The sequence below is a fragment of the Mesorhizobium sp. M0185 genome, from assembly GCF_040322175.1.
GTDB lineage: Bacteria > Pseudomonadota > Alphaproteobacteria > Rhizobiales > Rhizobiaceae > Mesorhizobium.
The window spans coordinates 49,301-68,087 of sequence record NZ_JAMYSY010000018.1; the positions used below are offsets into that span (position 1 = coordinate 49,301).

Genomic DNA, 18,787 nt, shown 5'->3' on the forward strand with positions numbered 1-18,787 from the left:
AGGCGCAGGCTGGACCTGTTCCGCCTGACAGGCGAGGGTGAGCCGCCGATGGCGCAAATTTCTGGAGGAGCATCGTCCCCGGTGGGGCGTCCGGACTTCAAATCCGGGAGGGGCCGCGAGTCGGTCTCTGGTGGGTTCGACTCCCACTCTCTTCCGCCATCCTAGTGAGCCAAGATGAACCCGACGGCTTCCTTTCTGAATGACCTGAAAACGACGGCTGAGACCGCCAGGACAACCGAGGCAAGCTTCAGGCGACAAGCGGCCAATCAGATCGCGGTTCTGGAACAGGAGCGCGCTTTCGCCTTCAGGCGGCTCAACCTCATGCAGGCGATCTCGGACGCCGTGGCCTCAGCCGAAAGTGAGGAGATCGCCGTGGCCAGCGCTTTGGCCGTCCTGCGCTTGCGGCTCGGCTGGAATGCGGACAGCGAGGCGCGCACGGAAGCGATCACGCATTTTGGCCCCGTTGCGCTTGCGTTGTTCCAGGCTGCGAAGCTGCCCGAGGACGAACCCGCCACCAATATCGGCGAGGCCCTTGCGATTTTTGAGCATTGGTACTCCGAATCCCGGGGATCGTCGTTCTGGTTGCTATTCGAGCACCAGATCGTGGACACGCCGCTGGTCGACTTTTGACCGACGGACTTTTCGGCATACCCGGATGTGAAAGCAGAGAGCGCAACGTCGCTTTTTTACCGACGACACGATGCGGTAACCGGCGCCTCGGTTACCGCCGCAAGCAGCTGCTTGGGCGCGGACGCCGGAAGGCGTTCACTCCCATGACATGGGAGCCATATTCGAGCCTTATGTCGTCGAGGTTGGCCGGCTACCTAGAGATCGCGCGCGCTCTCAAGCCAGGGGATATGTGACAGAACGAAAGGCGCTCGGCGCCAGGAACGGCGCGCAAGAAGACAGAGAGCAAATTAGCAGGTGGCCCGCGGAGCGCGCGACTCGATGGAAGGGCATGGGTGTCACCCCACCAAAGCTGGTGCAGAACTGCGACGAAGCGAAAGGCCCACCACGTCTGCAATGACACGCCAATCATTGCCGAAGAGCTTGAAAGCGCGGCCGATCGCATCGCAGACATTTCGCGCGCGGATCTGCAGATCATTCTGCGTCGCGCTGCATTGATGCTCAGAAATATGACAGGCGTGCCGCTGGAACCGGCAACTCATGACGGCTCTGAAGTCCATTGCTGCTGAAATGAGAGTCGGCGGATCAGACCTACTTCAGGTCATCTTGTGCGAGTGGCTCGAAACAACGCGATCCCCGGGGGGTCAGGAATTGGTGATGATTCGTTTCCGACGCTTGATCGAAATCAGATGGGAACGACGGGTTATCTGGAGAGACCAGAGCGAAGCGCTCCCGTCCATTCACTGTCCTCATCGAATTCGCGTACCGGGAGTAAGACGCGACTTCGACACATCGGGGAACGGATCAAAAGCTGCCCCCAGTCTCAGCGACGGGTCCCTACGATATGGCTCTGCTGGGCCTTCTTTGACCGATCGCAACTCTGTTATTATCGGATGGGTGTCCTTCAGCGAAGTGAGCGAGTAGTCAACTTGTCGCCACATGGGCAACTTCATCCGGTCGTTCGAGCCGCCCCCTCATATCATTCGGGAACGCGAACTTTCGACCGCGGGGGAAGTTCGCCCGCTCGCGGCCGCCCTTGTGCCAATCACGTCGCTACTGCCCTGCATTGTACAGCGGCGTCGCAGCACATGGGCGGTGGTCGTTAACACGCTGGGGTTCGGAGCGATGGGCTTCCTGGTCCTTGCATTTGCGCTTGCCTAGGTCCCCAAAACGCCGAACCATCCCTGCAGCAGATGGTGGCCGCGATTTTGGTTCCCGGAGTTCACCGTCTCTCAGCGCGGCCTCCGGTACTGGCCCTGCCATAGGGGTGGCGCCAGAAGACGCCCAGGAACGACTGCAACGATGGCGATGACGACAGATATGCACCAGGCTGCAGCCTCTGCTTCTTGAGGCACTGCGCTACCGCGCAGGGGAGCAGGGGTTTCTGCCCGTATTGACTAAGCCCCGTAAGCCCTTGATGTTGCGTGCTGGAGCATAGATATTTGGCGTCGCTGTGGAGTATCTCATGGCCGATCTCAAGGAAACCGAATCGTCCGCGCCGACCGAAGTGCCGGTGAAAGAACAGACATCTGGCACCAAGAAAACGGCGTCGAAGCCGAAGAAAGCAACCGAGCAGCAGACGCGTGCCGTGCGGACCAGAGCGGCCAAGTCGGGCAAGCCGCTGCCTTCAGCAGAAGCGGTCGCTTCCGCCACAGTCCGGAAAGCGCGGAAAATATACTCTGCAGAGGAGCGTGCCCAAAAGCTCGGAGAGGTCGAGAAGCAGACAAGCCGGGGGGAGAGCACCAAGGCCGCTGTCAAGAAAGCAGGAATATCGGAACAGACCTACTATCACTGGAAGAAGGCTGCCGGGCAGGCGGCGCCACATAGCGACGAGCTCAAGGATCTGCTGAGGCTTGAAGAGGAGAATGCCCGGCTGAAGAAGCTCCTCGCCGACCGGCTCCGCAAGGAAAATGCCGATCTCAGGAAGAAGCTCGGGCTTGATTGAGCCGGTTCTTGGGGAAAGCTGCGCCGTTGGTCGGGCGCCGAATGCACTTGTGCCGCCTGAGTTTCGACGCCGCTCTTTTCTAGCTGAGCTGCTGCGGCAGAACATCGTCGTGCTTTCAGGCAACACCCACAGGCCGTCGAAATCACGAACGCTGGCGCATCATCTGGGGGAGGCGCTGCGCGAAAGATTATCCGTCACGGTGAATTTCCTCGATCTGGTCGACGCCGGCCGCGGTTTGGGTGCAGCATTCACGCGGCAGGAATTGACGCCGGAGGCGCTGAGTGTCTTGGGGGCTGTCGAGCAGGCTGACGCGCTGATCGTCACGACGCCGGTCTACAACGGCTCCTATGCGGGCCTCTTCAAACATCTGTTCGATCTCATCGATCCGCTGGCGCTCGTCGACCGGCCGGTCCTGATCGGCGCAACAGGCGGCGGTCAACGCCACGCTCTGGTGGTCGAGCATCAGCTTCGCCCCCTGTTCGGCTTCTACTCGGCACTGACGGTGCCAAGCGCCGTCTACGGCAGTGACAGCGACTTTTCCGACGGGAAGCTCACGGACCCGCAGGTTCTGGCGCGGGCCGGGCAGGCGGTGGACCAGTTCGCCACCCTGGTTTCGGCACGGCAGCCGAAGCGCCAACAGGTCAGTCTGGCCTCAGCCTAAGGGGCAGCGAGTCGTAGACGTCCCTGGTCCTTAGGTTCGCCAGACCATACGAGAGAATGCGAAGGAAATGGGTTGGCGAACCCTCCGCTAACGTATTGATTTCCCAACAGGGAACGTTGACCCTGCAGGTCGAAGGGTCGCATTTGTTCGCCATGGCATCGTTCGCGCGTTGGAAGCGATGTTAGCATGCGGGCGAGGCATGATGAAAACGGGGAAGGTCTCATGAGTTTCGATGATATCGATCTCAATTTGCTGAGAGTGTTCGACGTGATGATGCGTGAAAGGAGCGTAACGCGCGCAGCTGCCGAATTGGGAAGAACACAATCAGCTGTAAGTCATTCCCTATCGAAGCTTCGCTACCTGTTGCAGGATGAATTGTTCACGAGAGACGGGGGCGAAATGCGACCAACCCCTCGGGCAGTGGAGTTGCTGTCAGATATTTCTGCTGCGCTGGCGACGATCCGCGCGTCGATCGACCGGCATCAGATCTTCAATCCAGCAACGACGCGACGCAACTTTCGCGTGGGACTCACTGACTATCACGCCATGATATTCATCCCAGGGCTCATTCGAGAATTTTCGAGGCAAGCGCCTGGCGCGACGCTGAACGTCATTCCCGCAAACGGACCCGAAATCGGTTCATCGGTCTATTTGAGACAAGTCGACTGTGCACTGACGGGAGCGGCAATACGCGACGACCCAGGTCTCTTGAAGGTGGAGCTTGGCCAGGATCGATTGTTTTGCGCGGTGTGGAGTGGAAGCAAGATCGCCAGGAACGCAATGACACTGGAAACATATTTGGCCAGTTCTCACCTGCAGATTTCCGCAGATGGTCTGGCAGAAGGTCTCGCGGATGCCGCCCTCAAGCAGCATGGTCTCCGGCGCAATGTCGTTGCGACCATCTCGAATTATCTGGTGCTGCCCTGGGCGCTTCGCGGCACTGATCTGATTACTCATTGCGGCGATGCAATCCTGCAAATGCTGGACGAGAGGAGTGAGGTGACGTTGGTCCCGCCGCCCCTTCCCGTTTCGAATGTGAATGCCTGGCTCATTGTTCACCGCCAGATGGCGAATGACCCGGGTACCAAATGGCTCCGGGAAATAATCATGAGCATCTACAACGAATCGCGGACCGAGAGAGACCAAGGGTCAACTGTCGGAGCACCGGGGTTGGCTGCACCATAGGTCGCGCGCGCCGTCGCTCATTCGATTAGCCCGCCCCAAGCAAACTAGCCCGATCAGCACCCAAGCTCCCTTTCACCCGAGAGCGAGTGCCTCCTCAATTATGAATGACGCTCATTTTCGCAATGAGAACAGTCAATTTGACGAATAGTCATACTTGAGGCCACATTCCCTTCAACAAAAACAGGGGAATACCGAAATGAGATCGATGTTCAAGGGCTTTCTTGCCCTCGCTATCGCGTGCACCGCCTCCTCGGCGTGGTCCGCAACCCTCGACAATGTCAAGAAAAATGGCGTGCTGACGTGTGGCACAAATTCGGCCACGGCTGGCTTCAGCCTTCCCGATAATGAAGGCAAATGGACCGGATTTGTGGTCGACTATTGTCGCGCCGTGGCCGCTGCCGTGCTCGGGGATGCGCAAAAGGTTAAGTTCATCCCATTGACGCCAAAAGATCGCTTCACCGCCTTGCAGTCGGGGGAGATCGACATTCTTGCACACAACGCAACATGGACATCGTCGCGCGATACGTCGCTCGGCATCCTGTTTGCGGGGACGTACTTCTATGACGGTCAGGGATTTATGGTGCGCAAGGCGGACAACATCACATCAGCCAAGGGGCTCGAGGGCGCATCGATTTGCGTCACCCAGGGCACCACGACCGAGTTGAACCTTGCCGACTATTTTCGCTCGCAGTCGACCAAGTACACCACGGTTGGTTTCGCCGACGAGGAAGCTGTCGTGAAGGCTTACGAGGAGGGGCGTTGCGACGTCCTGTCGGCAGACACCTCCACCTTGAACGCATCGCGGCTTCGCATGGCCAAGCCGGACGACAGCATCGTTCTTCCCGAACTGATCTCCAAGGAGCCGCTTGGCCCGGCAGTGCGGCAGGGAGACGACCAGTGGTTCAATGTGGCTAAGTGGACGCTTTACGTCATGGTGGCCTCCGAAGAATACGGGGTCACCTCCAAAAACGTTGATGCGATGAAGTCGTCGGACAATCCCAGCATCCGCCGTCTGCTTGGCGGGGAAGGCAGCATCGGCAAGGACATCGGGCTCGGCGACGACTGGCCGGTCGAGGTGATCAAACAGGTCGGTAACTACGGCGAAGTGTTTGATCGCAATGTCGGCAAGGACTCCCCGCTGAAAATGGAGCGCGGCATGAACGCGCTCTGGAACAAAGGCGGCGTTCAGTACGCTCCGCCGATTCGCTAGGCAAAGCATGGTTGCAAGGCGCTGGCGCGTTACCGCCAGCGCCTCGCACAGATCCCGATAGGAACAGGCCATGTCCGATTTGTCGCTTCCAGCGCCCTCGCGCAGGAGCCTATCGCTGCACGATACGAAAGTGCGCGGCGTTTTCTACCAGCTCTTGCTCGCAGGTTGCCTGTTGGCTTTGGCCCTGGGCATCGGCATGCAGACCGCATCGAATATGCGGGTCCGGGGGATTCCGCTCTCATTCGATTTTTGGGGTGAGGCTGCCGGCTTCGACATCAATCAAACCCTGATACCGTATGATGCACTATCCACCTACGGTCAGGCGTTCTGGGTGGGAGTGGTCAATACCCTCTACGTCAGCTTCCTCGCAATCTTGCTGGCCACCTTGCTTGGCTTCGCCATCGGCGTTGCCCGCCTGTCACCGAACTGGATCGTTTCGAAGGTGGCGACCGCCTATGTCGAGCTTGTGCGCAACGTCCCGTTGTTGCTGCAGTTGCTGTTCTGGTACAATGCCGTCCTCAAGCCGTTGCCTTCCCCGAAGGCGTCCATCGCCATCCCCGGCCGCATCTACCTCAACAATCGCGGCCTTATCATTCCGGAGATCCAGTGGCATCCGGGGGCGGGGCTTGTGGGCCTGGCATTGGTAGCGGCCGTTTTCTGCTGCATTGCATTCTGGTTCCGCGCCAAGAGTGTCCAGAAACGAACTGGCAAGCAGTTGCCGGTGCTTTTGGTCAGTTTGGCGACCTTGATAGGATTTCCGCTGATCGTGTTCCTGGCGGCTGGCGAGCCGGTCTCGTTTATCGCGCCGCAGCTGCGGGGTTTCAATTTTCAAGGCGGGCATCAGCTCTATCCAGAGTTTGCCGCTCTCCTGATCGGTCTATCGGTCTATACCGCATCTTACATCGCCGAGATCGTCCGGAGTGGAATCCAGGCAGTGCCAAAGGGCCAGAGCGAGGCTGCATATGCGCTGGGGCTGGCGCCGGGCAAGACGCTTCGCCTTGTCGTTGTTCCGCAGGCGCTGCGTATTATCATCCCGCCTTTGACAAGCCAGTATCTCAATCTAATCAAGAACTCGTCGCTTGCGGTGTTCATCGGCTATCCCGACCTCGTTCAGATCTTTGCCGGGACGGTACTCAACCAGACCGGCGCCGCCGTCCAGGTCATGGCGATCACCTTGTCCGTCTATCTCGTTATCTCCCTTGCCACGTCGTTGGCCATGAACGCGTGTAACCGACATTTTGCGATCGTCGAGAGGTGACGCATGAGCGATCAGTCCATGCATTCGCCAGTTGTCAGCAGCGCGCCCATACCAGCGATGGCGCCCCCCGCTGACGTTTGGCCGGGTCCAGTGACCTGGATGAAAAAGAATCTGTTTTCGACGCCGTCTTCAGGCGCGCTGACAATATGCTTTCTCCTCTTCGCCGTGTGGCTGCTGCGTCACTTTCTGAGCTTTGCGATCTTCGACGCGGTCTGGAGCGGCGGTCGCGAGGCTTGCCGCACGAACAGCCAAGGAGCTTGCTGGCCTTTCATTGCCGAGAAGTTCGACTACCTGCGATACGGCGCGTACCCGGCTTCCGAGCGGTGGCGCGTTGATCTCGCACAGGCTATCGGCGCCATCCTCATCGTTTGGCTCCTGTGGACGAAGGCTCCGCGGCGCAAAGTGGCGGCGTTGCTATTCTTCCTTGTCTACCCCGTTGCCGCGTTCGTTCTCGTGCGCGGGGTCGCCTGGCTCCATTTGTCTGTCATCGATACGACGCTCTGGGGCGGTCTCCTGATCACGCTGCTGATGTCGATTGTGGGCATCGTCTTCTCGCTTCCGATCGGGGTTATCCTGGCGCTTGGACGCAGGTCCGAACTCCCTTTCGTCAAGGCGGTTTGCGTCACATTCATCGAAGTCGTCCGGGGGGTGCCGTTTATCACGGTATTGTTCATGGCGAACTTCATGATGCCGCTCTTCGTCCCGGACTATCTGACGCCTGATCGTCTCCTGCGCCCGCTCATCGCGATAGCGCTGTTCTCGTCCGCCTATATGGCCGAAGTTGTGAGGGCCGGCCTTCAGGCGATCCCGAACGGCCAATACGAGGCGGCGAAGGCGCTTGGGATCAGCTACTTCGACATGATGCGCCTGATCGTCCTCCCCCAGGCGTTGACGATCGTCATACCGAGCATCGTCTCCACCTTCATCGGTCTGTTCAAAGACACGACTCTGGTCGCCATCGTCGGCATCGCGGATTTCCTGAAAGCCATCGAAACGGCGCGCGTCGACCCGAACTGGGCAGGCCCGACGATCTCATCAACCGGCTACCTCTTTGCGGGACTGGTCTACTGGGGCTTTTGCTTCGGCATGTCCCGTTACTCGCAATCGATGGAGCGCCAATTTGCGCGCGGCCACAAATCTTAGGACGCGACGATGATGCCACAAGCAATGTACGCATCGACGAAGGGACAGCCCTTCAACAAGGCGATGGCCATTGAACTGCGTGACGTCAACAAATGGTTCGGTTCATACCATGCGCTCAGGAACATCAACCTGTCGGTGCCACAGGGGCAGCGCATTGTGATCTGCGGCCCCTCGGGGTCGGGCAAATCGACGACGATCCGGTGCATCAACCATCTCGAGGAGCATCAGTCGGGCGAGATCATCGTCGACGGCAAAGCGGTAACCGGGGATCTGCGCAAGATCGATGAAGTCCGCAGCAATGTCGGGATGGTTTTCCAGCACTTCAATCTGTTTCCCCCCTCACGGTGCTTGAGAATTGCACGCTTGCGCCTGTTTGGGTGAGGAAGATGCCGCGGACGGCAGCTGAGGAATTGGCGCGCCATTATCTGGAGCGCGTCAGAATTGAGGAAAAGGCGGACAGCTACCCGGGTCAGCTGTCGGGTGGCCATCAGCAACGTGCTGCAATTGCTCGGGCCCTCTGCGTGAATCCCAAAATCATGCTCTTCGATGAGCCGACCTCTGCCCTCGACCCCGAGATGGTCAAGGAGGTGCTCGATACGATGGTGTCGCTTGCTGACGAAGGCATGACGATGCTGTGCGTGACGCATGAGATGGGCTTTGCGCGGGAGGTGGCCGATCGCGTGGTGTTCATGGACCGCGGGGAGATCGTCGAGACCAACACGCCCCATCAGTTCTTCACCAACTCGCGATCAGAGAGGGCGCGGCAGTTTCTGGCGCAGATCCACAAATAGAGACGTCCGCGGAGGCAAAGCGGCCGTATCCGTGGCAACAGATTTTTTCAGGTGATTATCAAATGGCTTGTGCAGACACGCCCGCATCGGCGCTTGGGCAACGGGATATCCCGGGGATAGATTTCGACCAAATCCACGACCGCCAGCAATTCGGATCCGTCAAATGGGCCAACCAGTGGGACGAGTTCTCTCCGCAGGTCGAGGGCCAGGACCTGCTGTCCCTATGGACGGCAGATATGGATTTCCGTGCTCCGGAAACCGTCATCGCGCGGCTGCGCCAGGCCGCGGACCATGGCATTTACGGCTACACACGCCGCGATCCGCGCCACTATGAGATCGTGCAATCGTGGTTCACACGCCGGCACAACTGGTCGCCGATGCTGGAGACCCTGCTCCCCGCGCCGGCGATCATGCCGTCGGTCGCTGCGATACTGCGAACCTTCACGAAGCCTGGCGACGGCGTCATCGTTCAGTCACCCGTGTACTCGCCCTATTTCGAAGTGGTTCAGGGAAATGGGCGGATTCTGCTCACGAACCGGCTGAGGCTGCAAAACAACAGGTATGAACTCGATCTGGAAGACTTCGAGAAACTGGCGGCCGGCGGCGCCAAGGTGTTCCTGCTGTGCAATCCTCACAATCCTGCCGGAATGGCCTGGACACTCGAAGAATTGACAGCGCTGAACGACATTTGTGAGCGCCATGGGATTTTGGTCATATCCGACGACATTCACTGCGACATAAGGTTGTCGGACCGCCCGCACATCGTCTTCTCCTCCATCTCGGACGATGCCGCGGAGAAGTCGTTCATCTGCACCGCTCCGACGAAGACTTTCAACCTCGCCGGGGTGCCTTCGGCAACCATTGCGGTGGCGAGCAAAAAGCGCCGCGAGCAGCTTCTTGCCGCGATGCAGGCCTCATTCATGGTGAATGCAAACTTTTTCGGCCGCCTGGCCCTGGAGGTTGCCTACAGCACCGGCGCGCCCTGGCTCGATCAACTCACACCCTACATCGCCAGCAACATTGATCTGGTTTGTGACTTCGCCGGCGAATACCTTCCAGGCATTACGCCCATGCGGCCCGACGCATCGTTTCTGGTGTGGTTGGACGCGTGCGCGCTCGATCGTAGAGTGGGTGGAATTCAGAAGTTCTTTGTCGATCAGGCCGGGGTCAATCTGTATGACGGCCGCGTCTATGGGCCTGGCGGCGAAGGTTTCATCCGCCTGAATGTCGGCTGCCCGCGTCCTCTGCTACGCCGAGGGCTGGAGCGGATGTCCAGCGCGCTGGCATCCTTGTGACTGAGCGGAACCAAGCCAGGATGCCCCGAATGCGAATTGCCATCATCAATCCCAACACGACCGCTTCGATGACCAGGGGGATCGTCGCAGCCGCCATGGCGGTGGCAGGCCCAGGGACGAGATAGTGGGCATGCATGCCAACGGCTGGACCTGAAGCGATCGAAGGGCCATTTGACGGTGCACTCTCCGTACCGGGCCTGCTCAAGCAGGTGGTCGCGGCGGAAATGGACAATGTCGACGCCATATATTGGCTGCTTAGACGATACGGGTCTCGACGCGGCAAGGGCCATCGCTACCAAGCCCGTCATCGGTATAGACAAGGCTTCGCTTCATCCGTCAGCCTTGTCGCTCACAGCTTCTGTGTCGTGGCCACTCTGTCGCGTTCCGCGCCACTGATTGAAGACAACATTCGCCGTTACGGGTTCTCCCATCGCTTCCGGCGCGTGCTTGCCTCCGACATCCCGGTCCTCGAGTTGGAGAGATCTGAAAGTGGTGCCTCCGAACGAATTTCGGAGCTCATACGCGAAGGTGGAGGCATAGGCTGCTTTGGCGCCGAGCTGGAGGTGGTCTCCGACCGGTCGCCGAACTGATCACCTGGAATACACCGATGATCATGCTCGGCATGAGCGCCGGCCCAAATGCCGACGCGCAGTATTTGTTCAGCGAGGACGTGCTTGGCCACACCGCTGGCCACAGGCTGCGCCACGCCAAGACCTACCGCAACTTCGCCGCCGAATATGAGCGGCTGCAACGCGAGCGTATTGCCGCCTATCGCGAGCTCATATCCGACGTGCAGACGGGCGCTTATCCCGAGCCGCAGCACGTGGTCCCGATCACAGATGAAGAGTTCTCGACCTTCAGCACCTCTCTCGAACTTTAGAAAGCCAAGATACACAGCAGGCTGCGAGATTCCCTTGCGGTACGCTGACCAAACGAACCTAATCTGTTTGGTCAGTTCACGACCTCGGTTCTCGCAGGTGGAGGTCAGCTATCTCCGCTCCGGACACAGAAGCTGACAGGCTGCCTTCGGCCCCAAATAGCCAATACAGAACTGCAGGGCGAGCGATCAGCGCTTGTCCGCCGGCTGGCTGCTCGTCGTCGAAGGGATGCGGGCGATGACCTTGATCTCGAAATCGAAGCCCGCAAGCCAATTGACGCCCACTGCGGTCCAGTTCGGGTAGGGAGGTGCACCGATTTCTTCCGCTCGGACGGCCAGAACTGTCTCGATCTGTTCGTCCGGGTTAGTGTGGAACGTTGTGACGTCGACGAGGTCGTCGAAGCTGCACCCGGCGGCCGCCAAGACCGCGCGCAGATTGGCGAAGGCCCGTCGAACCTGATCCTCGAATACGGGCTCAGGCGAGCCGTCCTCACGGCTCCCGACCTGACCCGACACGAAGAGAAGATCGCCGGACCGAATGGCAGCGGAATAGCGGTGGATATCGTATAACGCGTGCCGGTTGGCCGGGTAGACGGCGTCACGTGTAGGCATCTCATGTTCCTTTCTGTCTTGATAAGAGGTGGGCACGAGCAGCGGGCCGGAGCCGGGGGTCACAGCCGCGCCAACTCCTCGTCTGTGAAATCCGCCGCAACCGCGATGTCATTCTGCCGGTCGAGCTCCTCGATGCGTCCGCCGAGTGCCTTGCGGATGCCGGCATAGGCCTCGGCACCGAGCACCAGCGGTTTCGGGAGCGGACCATCCTGATCGGCAAGCCTGATCATTGCGTCCGTCATGCGGTCGGGGTCGCCCTTGATCACCCATGAGACACCCAGCGCCTCGCGGATCTGACCGGCGGGTGTTCCCTCATAGGCCGCGAGCGGCTTGGTCCGCGCGAGATTGCCGCCGAACCCGGTCCGCGCCGGCCCGGGTTCCACAAGGCTGAATTCGATGCCGAAGGGAGCAGCCTCCTGCGCCACGGACTCGACGAACCCCTCGATACCCCACTTGGTCGCGTGATAGAGGCTGAAAGCCGGATAGGCGATCTGGCCTCCCTCGCTCGATACCTGTAGAATCCGACCACCACCCTGGCTGCGCAGATGCGGCAACGCCGCCTGGATGAGCGTGATCGAGCCGATGAGATTGGTGTCGATGATGTCCCGAACCTGCACATCGCCAGCCTCTTCAGCCGCGCCGAGCAGGCCATAGCCAGCATTGCTGACGACGATGTCGATCCGAGCGGATGCCGCGAAGGCCCGGTCGACCGCGGCGCGGACCGAGCTCTGGTCCTTGAGGTCCATTGCGACGATGCGGAGCCGTTCGGGGTAACTTGCACGCAGGTCGGGAAGTGCGTCCTCGCTGCGGCTGGCACCGACGACGCGGTCTCCCCTGATCAGGGTCTTCTCCGCCAGCAGCCGGCCTAGACCGGAAGACACACCCGTTATGAGCCAGGTCTTTTCCATTTCTCATTTCTCCAATTGATCCCAGCAGGAGATAGGGCAATCGCATTGCGCGCGTTACCCGTTGAAATCGGCATGGGATAATGCAAAATCCCCATCAATGCCCCGCCCGTCGCTCAACGATCTCACCGCCTTCGTCGCCGTTGCCACACACCGCAGCTTCCGCCGCGCAGCGGACGAGATCGGCACGGCACCTTCCACATTGAGCCATGCGATGCGTGCGCTCGAGGAACGCATGGGCGTGCGACCTCTGAACCGCACCACACGGAGCGTCTCGCCGACAGAAGCCGGGTTCCGGTTGCTCGACCGTCTTCAGCCGGCGCTCGCCTCGCTGGACGAGGCGCTCGACAGCGTCGCGGGGTTCCGGGGCAATGTCGCAGGAACGGTCCGCCTCAACGCACCGCGATTGGTGGCCGGGCTTCTCGTTCGCGCGGTTCTTCCGCGGATGGCGGAGCGCCATCCGAACGTGACCGTGGACATCGTCGTCGAGGGACGACTCATCGATATCGTGTCCAGCGGGTTCGATGCCGGCGTGCGCCTCATCACATCAATTCCCAAAGACATGACCGCCGTGCCGTTTGCACGCGCGTTGACGTTCATCTGTATCGCGTCGCCCGCCTATCTCGATCGCTTCGGGGCGCCGGGAACGCCCGAGGAATTGCAACGCCACCATTGCATCGGCCACCGTATGCCCAGCGGCAAGCTCTATAGATGGGAGTTCGAACGCGCAGGCCAGGAACTGGTGATCGGGGCAAACGGCCCCATCGTCCTTGATGACGAGGAACTGATGGTCGAAGCCGCAATAGAGGGTCTGGGCATCGCCTATGTGGCGGATTGGGCCGCCGAAGCGGCGTTGTCCGATGGCCGGCTGCGCAAGGTCCTGACCGCGTGGACGCCAGCACCGGAAGAAGTTGCGGTCTACTACCCCGGACATCGAGCCGTGCCGCCCGCCCTGCGGGCTTTTCTCGATGTTGTAAAGGACCTGCTGAAGAAAGAACCCTAACCAGATCAACGAAGCCGACGCCCTCGCGCAGAACAGCCGCTCTCCGGACAAAGCTGCCCTCGCCACCGGTTCCTTGGCCATGCGCGTCTGAAGTTAGTCCGTGCGTCTGAGCTGGGCTGTGTGGGCGCCTACCCACTGCGTTAGACATGGCGCAGGAAAGGACGCCTTTGACACTAACTCCTTGGCCGATAATCAGGCGGTGACTGGCTGCATCAGTTCGAAGATGTTGCCCGACATTTGCGGAAAGCCCCGAAAGCCCGTATATTCCGGAATAAAGGAGTCTCGCCGATGAGCACCACCGTCACCGCCGCCGCCCTCTCGAAAAATTTTGGCGCCTATCAGGATGCCGCGGTCCGCGACCCGGTAATCATCACCAAGAACGGTCGCCCGCGCACGGTGCTGCTGGCCTATGAGGATTTTGTCCGGCTGTCGAAGCGCGACCGGCGGGTCGATCTGACAGCGGAGCTCGGCTCGGACGAGATCGCCGCGGTCGAAGCCTCTGAAATGGAGCCGGATCTCGACCATCTCAACGACGAGCTCTCTGGGTCAAAACCCTCGGGTCGAAACCCCACGGGGCAAAAGGCCTGACGGAAAAAAATGCTACCGGCTGAAATCAAGGTCGGCTACGTCTTCCGTTACTCCTACCTCTGGCATTGGCAACACCGCGAAGGCCGCGAGGAAGGCGACAAGGACCGGCCCTGCCTGGTGCTCGCGCTGGTCGCCATGCAGGAGGACGGCTCGCCGGTCGTCCGGGTCCTGCCGATCACTCATACGCCGCCGTCCGATCCCGATGATGCCATCGAGATTCCGGCTGCGGTCAAGCTGCGTTTGCGCCTTGACGGTGAGCGGTCGTGGATCGTTTTGACGGAAAGTAACCGGTTCGCCTGGCCGGGGCCTGACATCCGGCCGCTGGAGACGGAGAGCGGCTACTACGGGCCGCTGCCACCGGCGTTGTTTGCCGCGGTCAAGCGCCGGTTTGTCGCCATCGCGACAGGCCAGGCGCATACGAGCACGTCGCGTACGGCGTGACGTCGGCAGGTGCTGCGGCATGCCGAGCAGCGTGAGGCAATGGCAGTCTCCATCAGGGCATCTTCCAGGCAGGTTGAGGCCTCACCGTCGACATCCATCTGCACCAGCGCGAACCGGTCGTCCGACGCCCGCAGCCAGCCGCCCTCCAGCAGCGACGCATCGCGTGGCTTCGGCTGACGCTACGCCGGTGAGCGCGGTCCGCGTTGGGGGAGCACGTCGCGTTCGGTTTCGACGCCGTCATTCGCCCAGCGCACCGACAAGTCACGATCGCCGAGGTTGATCTGGGCCGGCACCACCAGCGGCATGACCGGTCCGGTTAGCCGCATCAGATGGGGAGGCTGGCCGAGCGCCGAGCGATTCAATGAAAATCGATGCGCTTTTGATAGTCTGCCGGATCGGGCAGGGGCATGCGCTCGGTCGAGCGATAGACGGCGTCCTCATGCGGGTCGTCCACCTCGACAGGCTTGTCGAGCGGCCGATGATCGCCAGGCGGGGCGAAGCGAACAGCTGAAGATCGCGGTCCTGCTCTGACCCAGCTCGCGTCGCATGAGTTCGAGCAACTATTCGAGCGAGAGCTTCTCGCGGGGGCGCAAATTCCTCGATCGGGGCTAGCTTCCCGAGATGAGGCAGGTCACCGCCCGCATCGGGCGATGCCGCCAGATCGGTGTAGATGCCGGCGATGATACGTTAGAGCTCGACCATCGGCTGGGTCAGCACGTCCTTCCCGCGATAGTCGTCGAAGTGTGGGGGATCACATTCTTGCTCACTGGAACAGCGCCTCCCTTACCGCCTGCTCGGCAAGCAGGACGCACTGCGTCGAAAAGGTGCGGTACGAAAATATTCGCCAGATCTGACGAGACGGTCCGACTCCGGTTAAACGCAGCGTCCAATCACTACCTTCCCGTGACCTTCCGAACGTCTGCAAACGAGCAGGGCCGCGCCGCTTTTCTGGCAGCTGTGAAAACGGCCTGGGGCGGGTACCAAGCGTGAGATTCACTAGTTGCAGGTAACACGGTGGAGGCATTCGCGGCCAGTTTACTGATGAACTGATGGCTCTCAGAACGCGGTCATCTGCTTAGCTCCGTTCAGCGCACCAGCGCGTCCCGATGACAGCCACACGGATGCCGGCAGTGCCGCCGACGCTATCCCTTGACCGCCGAGCCGACGATCGAATCCACAAAGAAGCGCTGCAGGAAGACGAAGAGCACCAGTGGCGGGAGCACGGCAAGCGTCGCGCCAGCCATCACCAGTCCCGTGTTGAGAGCGCCTCGATTGTAGCTGAGCAGGCGACTAAGGCTGATGACGATCGGATATTCGTGTGCATTGCCCTGTAGAACGGTCAGCGGCCAGAGATAGCTATTCCAGTGATAGACGAAGGCAAACAGCGCCAGTGCCGCGATTGCCGGCGCCACGCTCGGCGCGACGATCTTGAACAGGATCAGGAGTTCCGACGCCCCATCCATCCGCGCTGCGTCGATCAGATCGTCGGGCACGCCGGCTATGAACTGGCGCATCAGGAAAATGCCGAACGCATTGGCGAGATTTGGCACGATAATACCGGCAAGGCTGGCGTTCAGGCCGATTGATCCGACGAGACGGTAAAGCGGGATCAGCGTGACGATCGGCGGCAGGAACATGGTGGCGATCAGCACCGAAAACAGCAGTGAGCGGCCGGGAAAGTGATGCTTGGCGAAGGCGTAGCCAGCCATCATGCTGGTGACCAGAATGCCGGCGGTGGTGATCGTGGCGATCACGAGCGAATTCCACATCGAGCGGCCGACATTGATGACGCCGGACACTTTCTCATACGCTTCGAGGCTCGGCGTGCGCGGTATCCACACCGGCGGCACCTGCATGGTTTCGGCCGGCGTTTTCAGGCTGGAGAGCACCATCCACAACAGCGGGAAGGCGGAGGCCACGGCAACCAGCAGCATCAGCGTGGCGAGCAGCGCTCTGCGGCCCGCCAGGCGTTTGCGCGCCAACCGGCTCGATGCTGAGCGGCCCGGCGCGCTCATTCGTCATCCTTGCGGTTGGCGAATGCAAACAGCGCACACACAATGACGATCAGCGCCAGCATCAGCATCACTGCCATGGCCGAGCCCAGCCCGCCTTGTGCCCGCTCGATGCCGACTCGGCGGATATGGTAGGTCAGCACGTTGGTCGAGCCGACCGGCCCGCCTTGGGTGATCAGCGCCACCGGCTCGAACACCTGCACGGCGTTGATGATGGCAATGACGGCGCTGAACAAGAGCGTGCGGCTCAATAGCGGCAAGGTGATGAAGCGGAACTGTTCGCGCCGATTGGCGCCGTCAAGCGTCGCCGCCTCGTAAAGACTGCCCGGGATCTGGGTCAGCCCGGCAACGGCCAGCACCGTAAAATAGCCGATCTGCTGCCAGACATTGAGGACGACGATCGAGATCAACGCCGATCTTGGCGAGGACAACCAGAGTTGCGGGCCGATGCCGGCGAGACCGAGCACCTGGTTGAGCGGCCCCTCGCTCGGCGAATACAGCTTCGACCAGACCAGCGTCACGGCGATCATCGGCACCATGTAGGTGGAAAACAACACGGTCCGCAGCGCCGTGCCGCCTGCGACATCGCGCTGGTGGACCATCAAGCCGAACACTACCGAAAGGGGCACGATGAGCATCACCGACAATGCCGTGTAGATGGCGGTGTTGAGCAGCGCTCGCTTGAAATCCCGCCCGACCGAGGTCGACCCGAATATTTCGCGAAAATTGTCGAAGCCGATGAAGCTCGCATTGGAAAAAGGCGTCTGCGTCGACCAGTCCTGGAATGACAGCCAGACGGTGAGCAGCATCGGCAGCAGAATGAAAACGCCGATCAATGTCACGGCGGGCGCCAGCATGATGCCCGCCGAGGCACGATAGGTCTTGATCATCGCTCTGCTTCCAAAGCGTCGGGCTCTCCAAACAGCGCCTTCGCTATTTGGCGGCACGCTCCAGGATCGAGACGGCATCGGCCTGCGCGTTCGCCTGCGCATCCTTGGCCGAGAGCTGCCCATACTGCAACGCCTCGAGCGTCTGCTGCAGCGATTCGCTGAACTCCTGGCCGCCCGGGACGACAGGGAAGGGCTTGGCGTCGGCAAGCACGCTGACATAGCCGGACAGGAACTCGGAACCGAGCTTGTCCTTATGGGCTTCGATGTCGGAGGTCCGCGTCGGCAGGATGCCCATCGACATCAGAATATCCGACATTGCCGATGCGCCGTTTTTGCCGGACTTCGGATTGTTCAGCCATACCAGGAAATCCCATGCCGCTTTTTGTTCGGCCTGACCGGCATTGGCGTTGACGACGGTCATCCATGAATAGGAGATCGAGTGCGGCTTGTCGCCGCTCGGACCGATCGGGATGGGTGCGGTGGCGATATTGGAGAACTTGTCGCCCATGCCGCTCTTCAATGCGCTTTCCCACCAGTTGGCCATGATGATCATGCCGGTCTTGCCGGAGACGAAATTGTCGAGGAAAGGGCCGGTGGTGTTGGCGTCGGCCGTGGCCATCGCCGGATCGCTGGCGCCGGACTTGATCAGGTCCTCGTAAAGCTGGAAAGTCTCACCGGCTTGAGGACTGTCGAGCATCGGTTTGCCGTCCTTGACCAGCTCGCCGCCATTGGAGACCAGCAGCGAGGCGAAGGGATGGACGACGCCCGCCGCCCAGGAATTGATTATGCCAAAACCTTGCTGGCCGGCATCTTTCCTGGTCAGCTTCTGGGCTGCATCCTTCAATTCGGACCAGGTCTTCGGCGCGGCTGTGATGCCTGCCTGCTTGAACAGCTCCTTGTTGTAGTTCAGCGCATAAACGTCGATCTCGTTTGGAATGCCGTAAAGCGTGGCGCCAACAGAGGCCGCACTGACGACACCGGCCGGCCACGCACTCTTGACCTCGCCGGCAACCGCATCGGGGGCCGGCGCGACCAGCTTGTCTCGCGCCAGTTCGGGCAGCCACAAATCATAGATGCCGCCGATCGTCGGCCCATCGGAACTGCCGCCCTGGGAACGCAGTGTCGTCAGGAGATCGCCGAAGGGGACGGCGCGCACGGTGACGGTCACATGCGGATTGCTCTTGGCGTAGTCCTTGGCCGCAGCGTCCAGCAAAGCAACCGTCTCCGGCGACCAGTGCGTGAGATAGGAGATGTTGACCGACTGGGCCCAACCAATGGTGGGCAACGCCAGCAGCCCTGCGGCCAGTGCCAGTTTCGAAATCCAAGCCAAAGACATACGGATCC

The 18,787-nt window shown here is 60.6% G+C and carries 18 protein-coding genes, 1 tRNA gene and 2 pseudogenes; 15 read left to right on the forward strand and 6 right to left on the reverse strand.

The window, feature by feature from the left end; genetic code table 11:
• Positions 1–63 precede the first annotated feature (63 nt).
• The 11 genes and pseudogenes from NKJ20_RS16400 to NKJ20_RS16450 all read left to right on the forward strand — a co-directional run bounded on the left by NKJ20_RS16400 (position 64) and on the right by NKJ20_RS16450 (position 10,995).
• Positions 64–159 (forward strand) — tRNA-Sec (locus NKJ20_RS16400).
• A gap of 162 nt (positions 160–321) precedes the next feature.
• Positions 322–630: a hypothetical protein gene (locus NKJ20_RS16405; RefSeq protein ID WP_352451688.1), complete on the forward strand. Its 309-nt coding sequence runs from the start codon at positions 322–324 to the stop codon at positions 628–630.
• A 1,462-nt stretch (positions 631–2,092) separates the two neighbouring features.
• A complete protein-coding gene (locus tag NKJ20_RS16410) occupies positions 2,093–2,572 on the forward strand; it encodes a transposase (RefSeq protein WP_502902812.1) in 480 nt (159 codons plus the stop codon).
• Positions 2,565–3,233, forward strand: a complete 669-nt coding sequence (gene msuE, locus NKJ20_RS16415; protein WP_502902813.1) for an FMN reductase — start codon at positions 2,565–2,567, stop codon at positions 3,231–3,233. The genes NKJ20_RS16410 and msuE overlap by 8 nt, the downstream gene beginning before the upstream one ends.
• A gap of 222 nt (positions 3,234–3,455) precedes the next feature.
• Positions 3,456–4,418: a LysR family transcriptional regulator gene (locus tag NKJ20_RS16420; RefSeq protein WP_352745336.1), complete on the forward strand. Its 963-nt coding sequence runs from the start codon at positions 3,456–3,458 to the stop codon at positions 4,416–4,418.
• A 196-nt stretch (positions 4,419–4,614) separates the two neighbouring features.
• Positions 4,615–5,628: an amino acid ABC transporter substrate-binding protein gene (locus tag NKJ20_RS16425; RefSeq protein WP_352745338.1), complete on the forward strand. Its 1,014-nt coding sequence runs from the start codon at positions 4,615–4,617 to the stop codon at positions 5,626–5,628.
• Positions 5,629–5,698: 70 nt separating this feature from the next.
• Entirely contained in the window at positions 5,699–6,886 is a 1,188-nt protein-coding gene (locus tag NKJ20_RS16430; RefSeq protein WP_352745340.1) for an amino acid ABC transporter permease, read from the forward strand.
• Between the two features lie 18 nt (positions 6,887–6,904).
• A complete protein-coding gene (locus NKJ20_RS16435; RefSeq protein WP_502902814.1) occupies positions 6,905–8,029 on the forward strand; it encodes an amino acid ABC transporter permease in 1,125 nt (374 codons plus the stop codon).
• Between the two features lie 63 nt (positions 8,030–8,092).
• Positions 8,093–8,820 (forward strand): annotated as a pseudogene (locus tag NKJ20_RS16440) (amino acid ABC transporter ATP-binding protein).
• A gap of 62 nt (positions 8,821–8,882) precedes the next feature.
• Positions 8,883–10,115, forward strand: a complete 1,233-nt coding sequence (locus tag NKJ20_RS16445) for a MalY/PatB family protein (protein WP_352745346.1) — start codon at positions 8,883–8,885, stop codon at positions 10,113–10,115.
• A gap of 29 nt (positions 10,116–10,144) precedes the next feature.
• A pseudogene (locus tag NKJ20_RS16450) lies at positions 10,145–10,995 on the forward strand (aspartate/glutamate racemase family protein).
• A 186-nt stretch (positions 10,996–11,181) separates the two neighbouring features.
• On the opposite strand, the gene NKJ20_RS16455 reads toward NKJ20_RS16450, so the two are convergent.
• On the reverse strand, positions 11,182–11,604 hold the full coding sequence (locus tag NKJ20_RS16455) for a RidA family protein (protein ID WP_352745468.1): 423 nt from the start codon (positions 11,602–11,604) through the stop codon (positions 11,182–11,184).
• A 59-nt stretch (positions 11,605–11,663) separates the two neighbouring features.
• Complete coding sequence (locus tag NKJ20_RS16460) at positions 11,664–12,512, reverse strand: SDR family oxidoreductase (protein WP_352745347.1); 849 nt, start codon at positions 12,510–12,512, stop codon at positions 11,664–11,666.
• Positions 12,513–12,609: 97 nt separating this feature from the next.
• Here NKJ20_RS16460 and NKJ20_RS16465 point away from each other — a divergent pair, with 97 nt between their 5' ends.
• From NKJ20_RS16465 to NKJ20_RS16475, 3 genes are all read left to right on the forward strand, one after another.
• A complete protein-coding gene (locus NKJ20_RS16465; RefSeq protein WP_352745350.1) occupies positions 12,610–13,512 on the forward strand; it encodes a LysR family transcriptional regulator in 903 nt (300 codons plus the stop codon).
• A gap of 288 nt (positions 13,513–13,800) precedes the next feature.
• The gene (locus NKJ20_RS16470) at positions 13,801–14,100 is read left to right on the forward strand and encodes a type II toxin-antitoxin system Phd/YefM family antitoxin (RefSeq protein WP_352745353.1); all 300 of its coding nucleotides are present in this window, start codon (positions 13,801–13,803) and stop codon (positions 14,098–14,100) included.
• A gap of 9 nt (positions 14,101–14,109) precedes the next feature.
• On the forward strand, positions 14,110–14,541 hold the full coding sequence (locus NKJ20_RS16475; protein ID WP_352678674.1) for a plasmid maintenance toxin (PemK-like): 432 nt from the start codon (positions 14,110–14,112) through the stop codon (positions 14,539–14,541).
• A gap of 179 nt (positions 14,542–14,720) precedes the next feature.
• On the opposite strand, the gene NKJ20_RS16480 is transcribed toward NKJ20_RS16475, so the two are convergent.
• Positions 14,721–14,903, reverse strand: a complete 183-nt coding sequence (locus NKJ20_RS16480) for a hypothetical protein (RefSeq protein ID WP_352451700.1) — start codon at positions 14,901–14,903, stop codon at positions 14,721–14,723.
• Here NKJ20_RS16480 and NKJ20_RS16485 point away from each other — a divergent pair.
• Positions 14,903–15,052, forward strand: a complete 150-nt coding sequence (locus NKJ20_RS16485) for a hypothetical protein (RefSeq protein ID WP_352451701.1) — start codon at positions 14,903–14,905, stop codon at positions 15,050–15,052. The two genes, NKJ20_RS16480 and NKJ20_RS16485, sit on opposite strands and share 1 nt — an antisense overlap.
• Before the next feature lie 631 nt (positions 15,053–15,683).
• Here NKJ20_RS16485 and NKJ20_RS16490 read toward each other — a convergent pair.
• From NKJ20_RS16490 to NKJ20_RS16500, 3 genes are read right to left on the reverse strand one after another with little or no spacing between them, the layout of a single operon-like run.
• Positions 15,684–16,556, reverse strand: a complete 873-nt coding sequence (locus tag NKJ20_RS16490; protein WP_352745356.1) for a carbohydrate ABC transporter permease — start codon at positions 16,554–16,556, stop codon at positions 15,684–15,686.
• On the reverse strand, positions 16,553–17,443 hold the full coding sequence (locus NKJ20_RS16495) for a carbohydrate ABC transporter permease (RefSeq protein WP_352745359.1): 891 nt from the start codon (positions 17,441–17,443) through the stop codon (positions 16,553–16,555). The genes NKJ20_RS16490 and NKJ20_RS16495 overlap by 4 nt, the downstream gene beginning before the upstream one ends.
• A 43-nt stretch (positions 17,444–17,486) precedes the next feature.
• Positions 17,487–18,779: an ABC transporter substrate-binding protein gene (locus NKJ20_RS16500; RefSeq protein ID WP_352745361.1), complete on the reverse strand. Its 1,293-nt coding sequence runs from the start codon at positions 18,777–18,779 to the stop codon at positions 17,487–17,489.
• Positions 18,780–18,787 lie beyond the last annotated feature (8 nt).

Coding starts and splice junctions, on each gene's coding strand:
- NKJ20_RS16430 (WP_352745340.1), top strand. CDS start 5,699: ATGTCCGATTTGTCGCTTCCAGCGCCCTCGCGCAGGAGCCTATCGCTG.
- NKJ20_RS16405 (WP_352451688.1), top strand. CDS start 322: ATGCAGGCGATCTCGGACGCCGTGGCCTCAGCCGAAAGTGAGGAGATC.
- NKJ20_RS16460 (WP_352745347.1), bottom strand. CDS start 12,512: ATGGAAAAGACCTGGCTCATAACGGGTGTGTCTTCCGGTCTAGGCCGG.
- NKJ20_RS16455 (WP_352745468.1), bottom strand. CDS start 11,604: ATGCCTACACGTGACGCCGTCTACCCGGCCAACCGGCACGCGTTATAC.
- NKJ20_RS16475 (WP_352678674.1), top strand. CDS start 14,110: ATGCTACCGGCTGAAATCAAGGTCGGCTACGTCTTCCGTTACTCCTAC.
- NKJ20_RS16420 (WP_352745336.1), top strand. CDS start 3,456: ATGAGTTTCGATGATATCGATCTCAATTTGCTGAGAGTGTTCGACGTG.
- NKJ20_RS16465 (WP_352745350.1), top strand. CDS start 12,610: ATGCCCCGCCCGTCGCTCAACGATCTCACCGCCTTCGTCGCCGTTGCC.
- NKJ20_RS16470 (WP_352745353.1), top strand. CDS start 13,801: ATGAGCACCACCGTCACCGCCGCCGCCCTCTCGAAAAATTTTGGCGCC.
- NKJ20_RS16410 (WP_502902812.1), top strand. CDS start 2,093: ATGGCCGATCTCAAGGAAACCGAATCGTCCGCGCCGACCGAAGTGCCG.
- NKJ20_RS16485 (WP_352451701.1), top strand. CDS start 14,903: ATGAAAATCGATGCGCTTTTGATAGTCTGCCGGATCGGGCAGGGGCAT.
- NKJ20_RS16435 (WP_502902814.1), top strand. CDS start 6,905: ATGCATTCGCCAGTTGTCAGCAGCGCGCCCATACCAGCGATGGCGCCC.
- NKJ20_RS16445 (WP_352745346.1), top strand. CDS start 8,883: ATGGCTTGTGCAGACACGCCCGCATCGGCGCTTGGGCAACGGGATATC.
- NKJ20_RS16500 (WP_352745361.1), bottom strand. CDS start 18,779: ATGTCTTTGGCTTGGATTTCGAAACTGGCACTGGCCGCAGGGCTGCTG.
- NKJ20_RS16425 (WP_352745338.1), top strand. CDS start 4,615: ATGAGATCGATGTTCAAGGGCTTTCTTGCCCTCGCTATCGCGTGCACC.
- NKJ20_RS16495 (WP_352745359.1), bottom strand. CDS start 17,443: ATGATCAAGACCTATCGTGCCTCGGCGGGCATCATGCTGGCGCCCGCC.
- NKJ20_RS16490 (WP_352745356.1), bottom strand. CDS start 16,556: ATGAGCGCGCCGGGCCGCTCAGCATCGAGCCGGTTGGCGCGCAAACGC.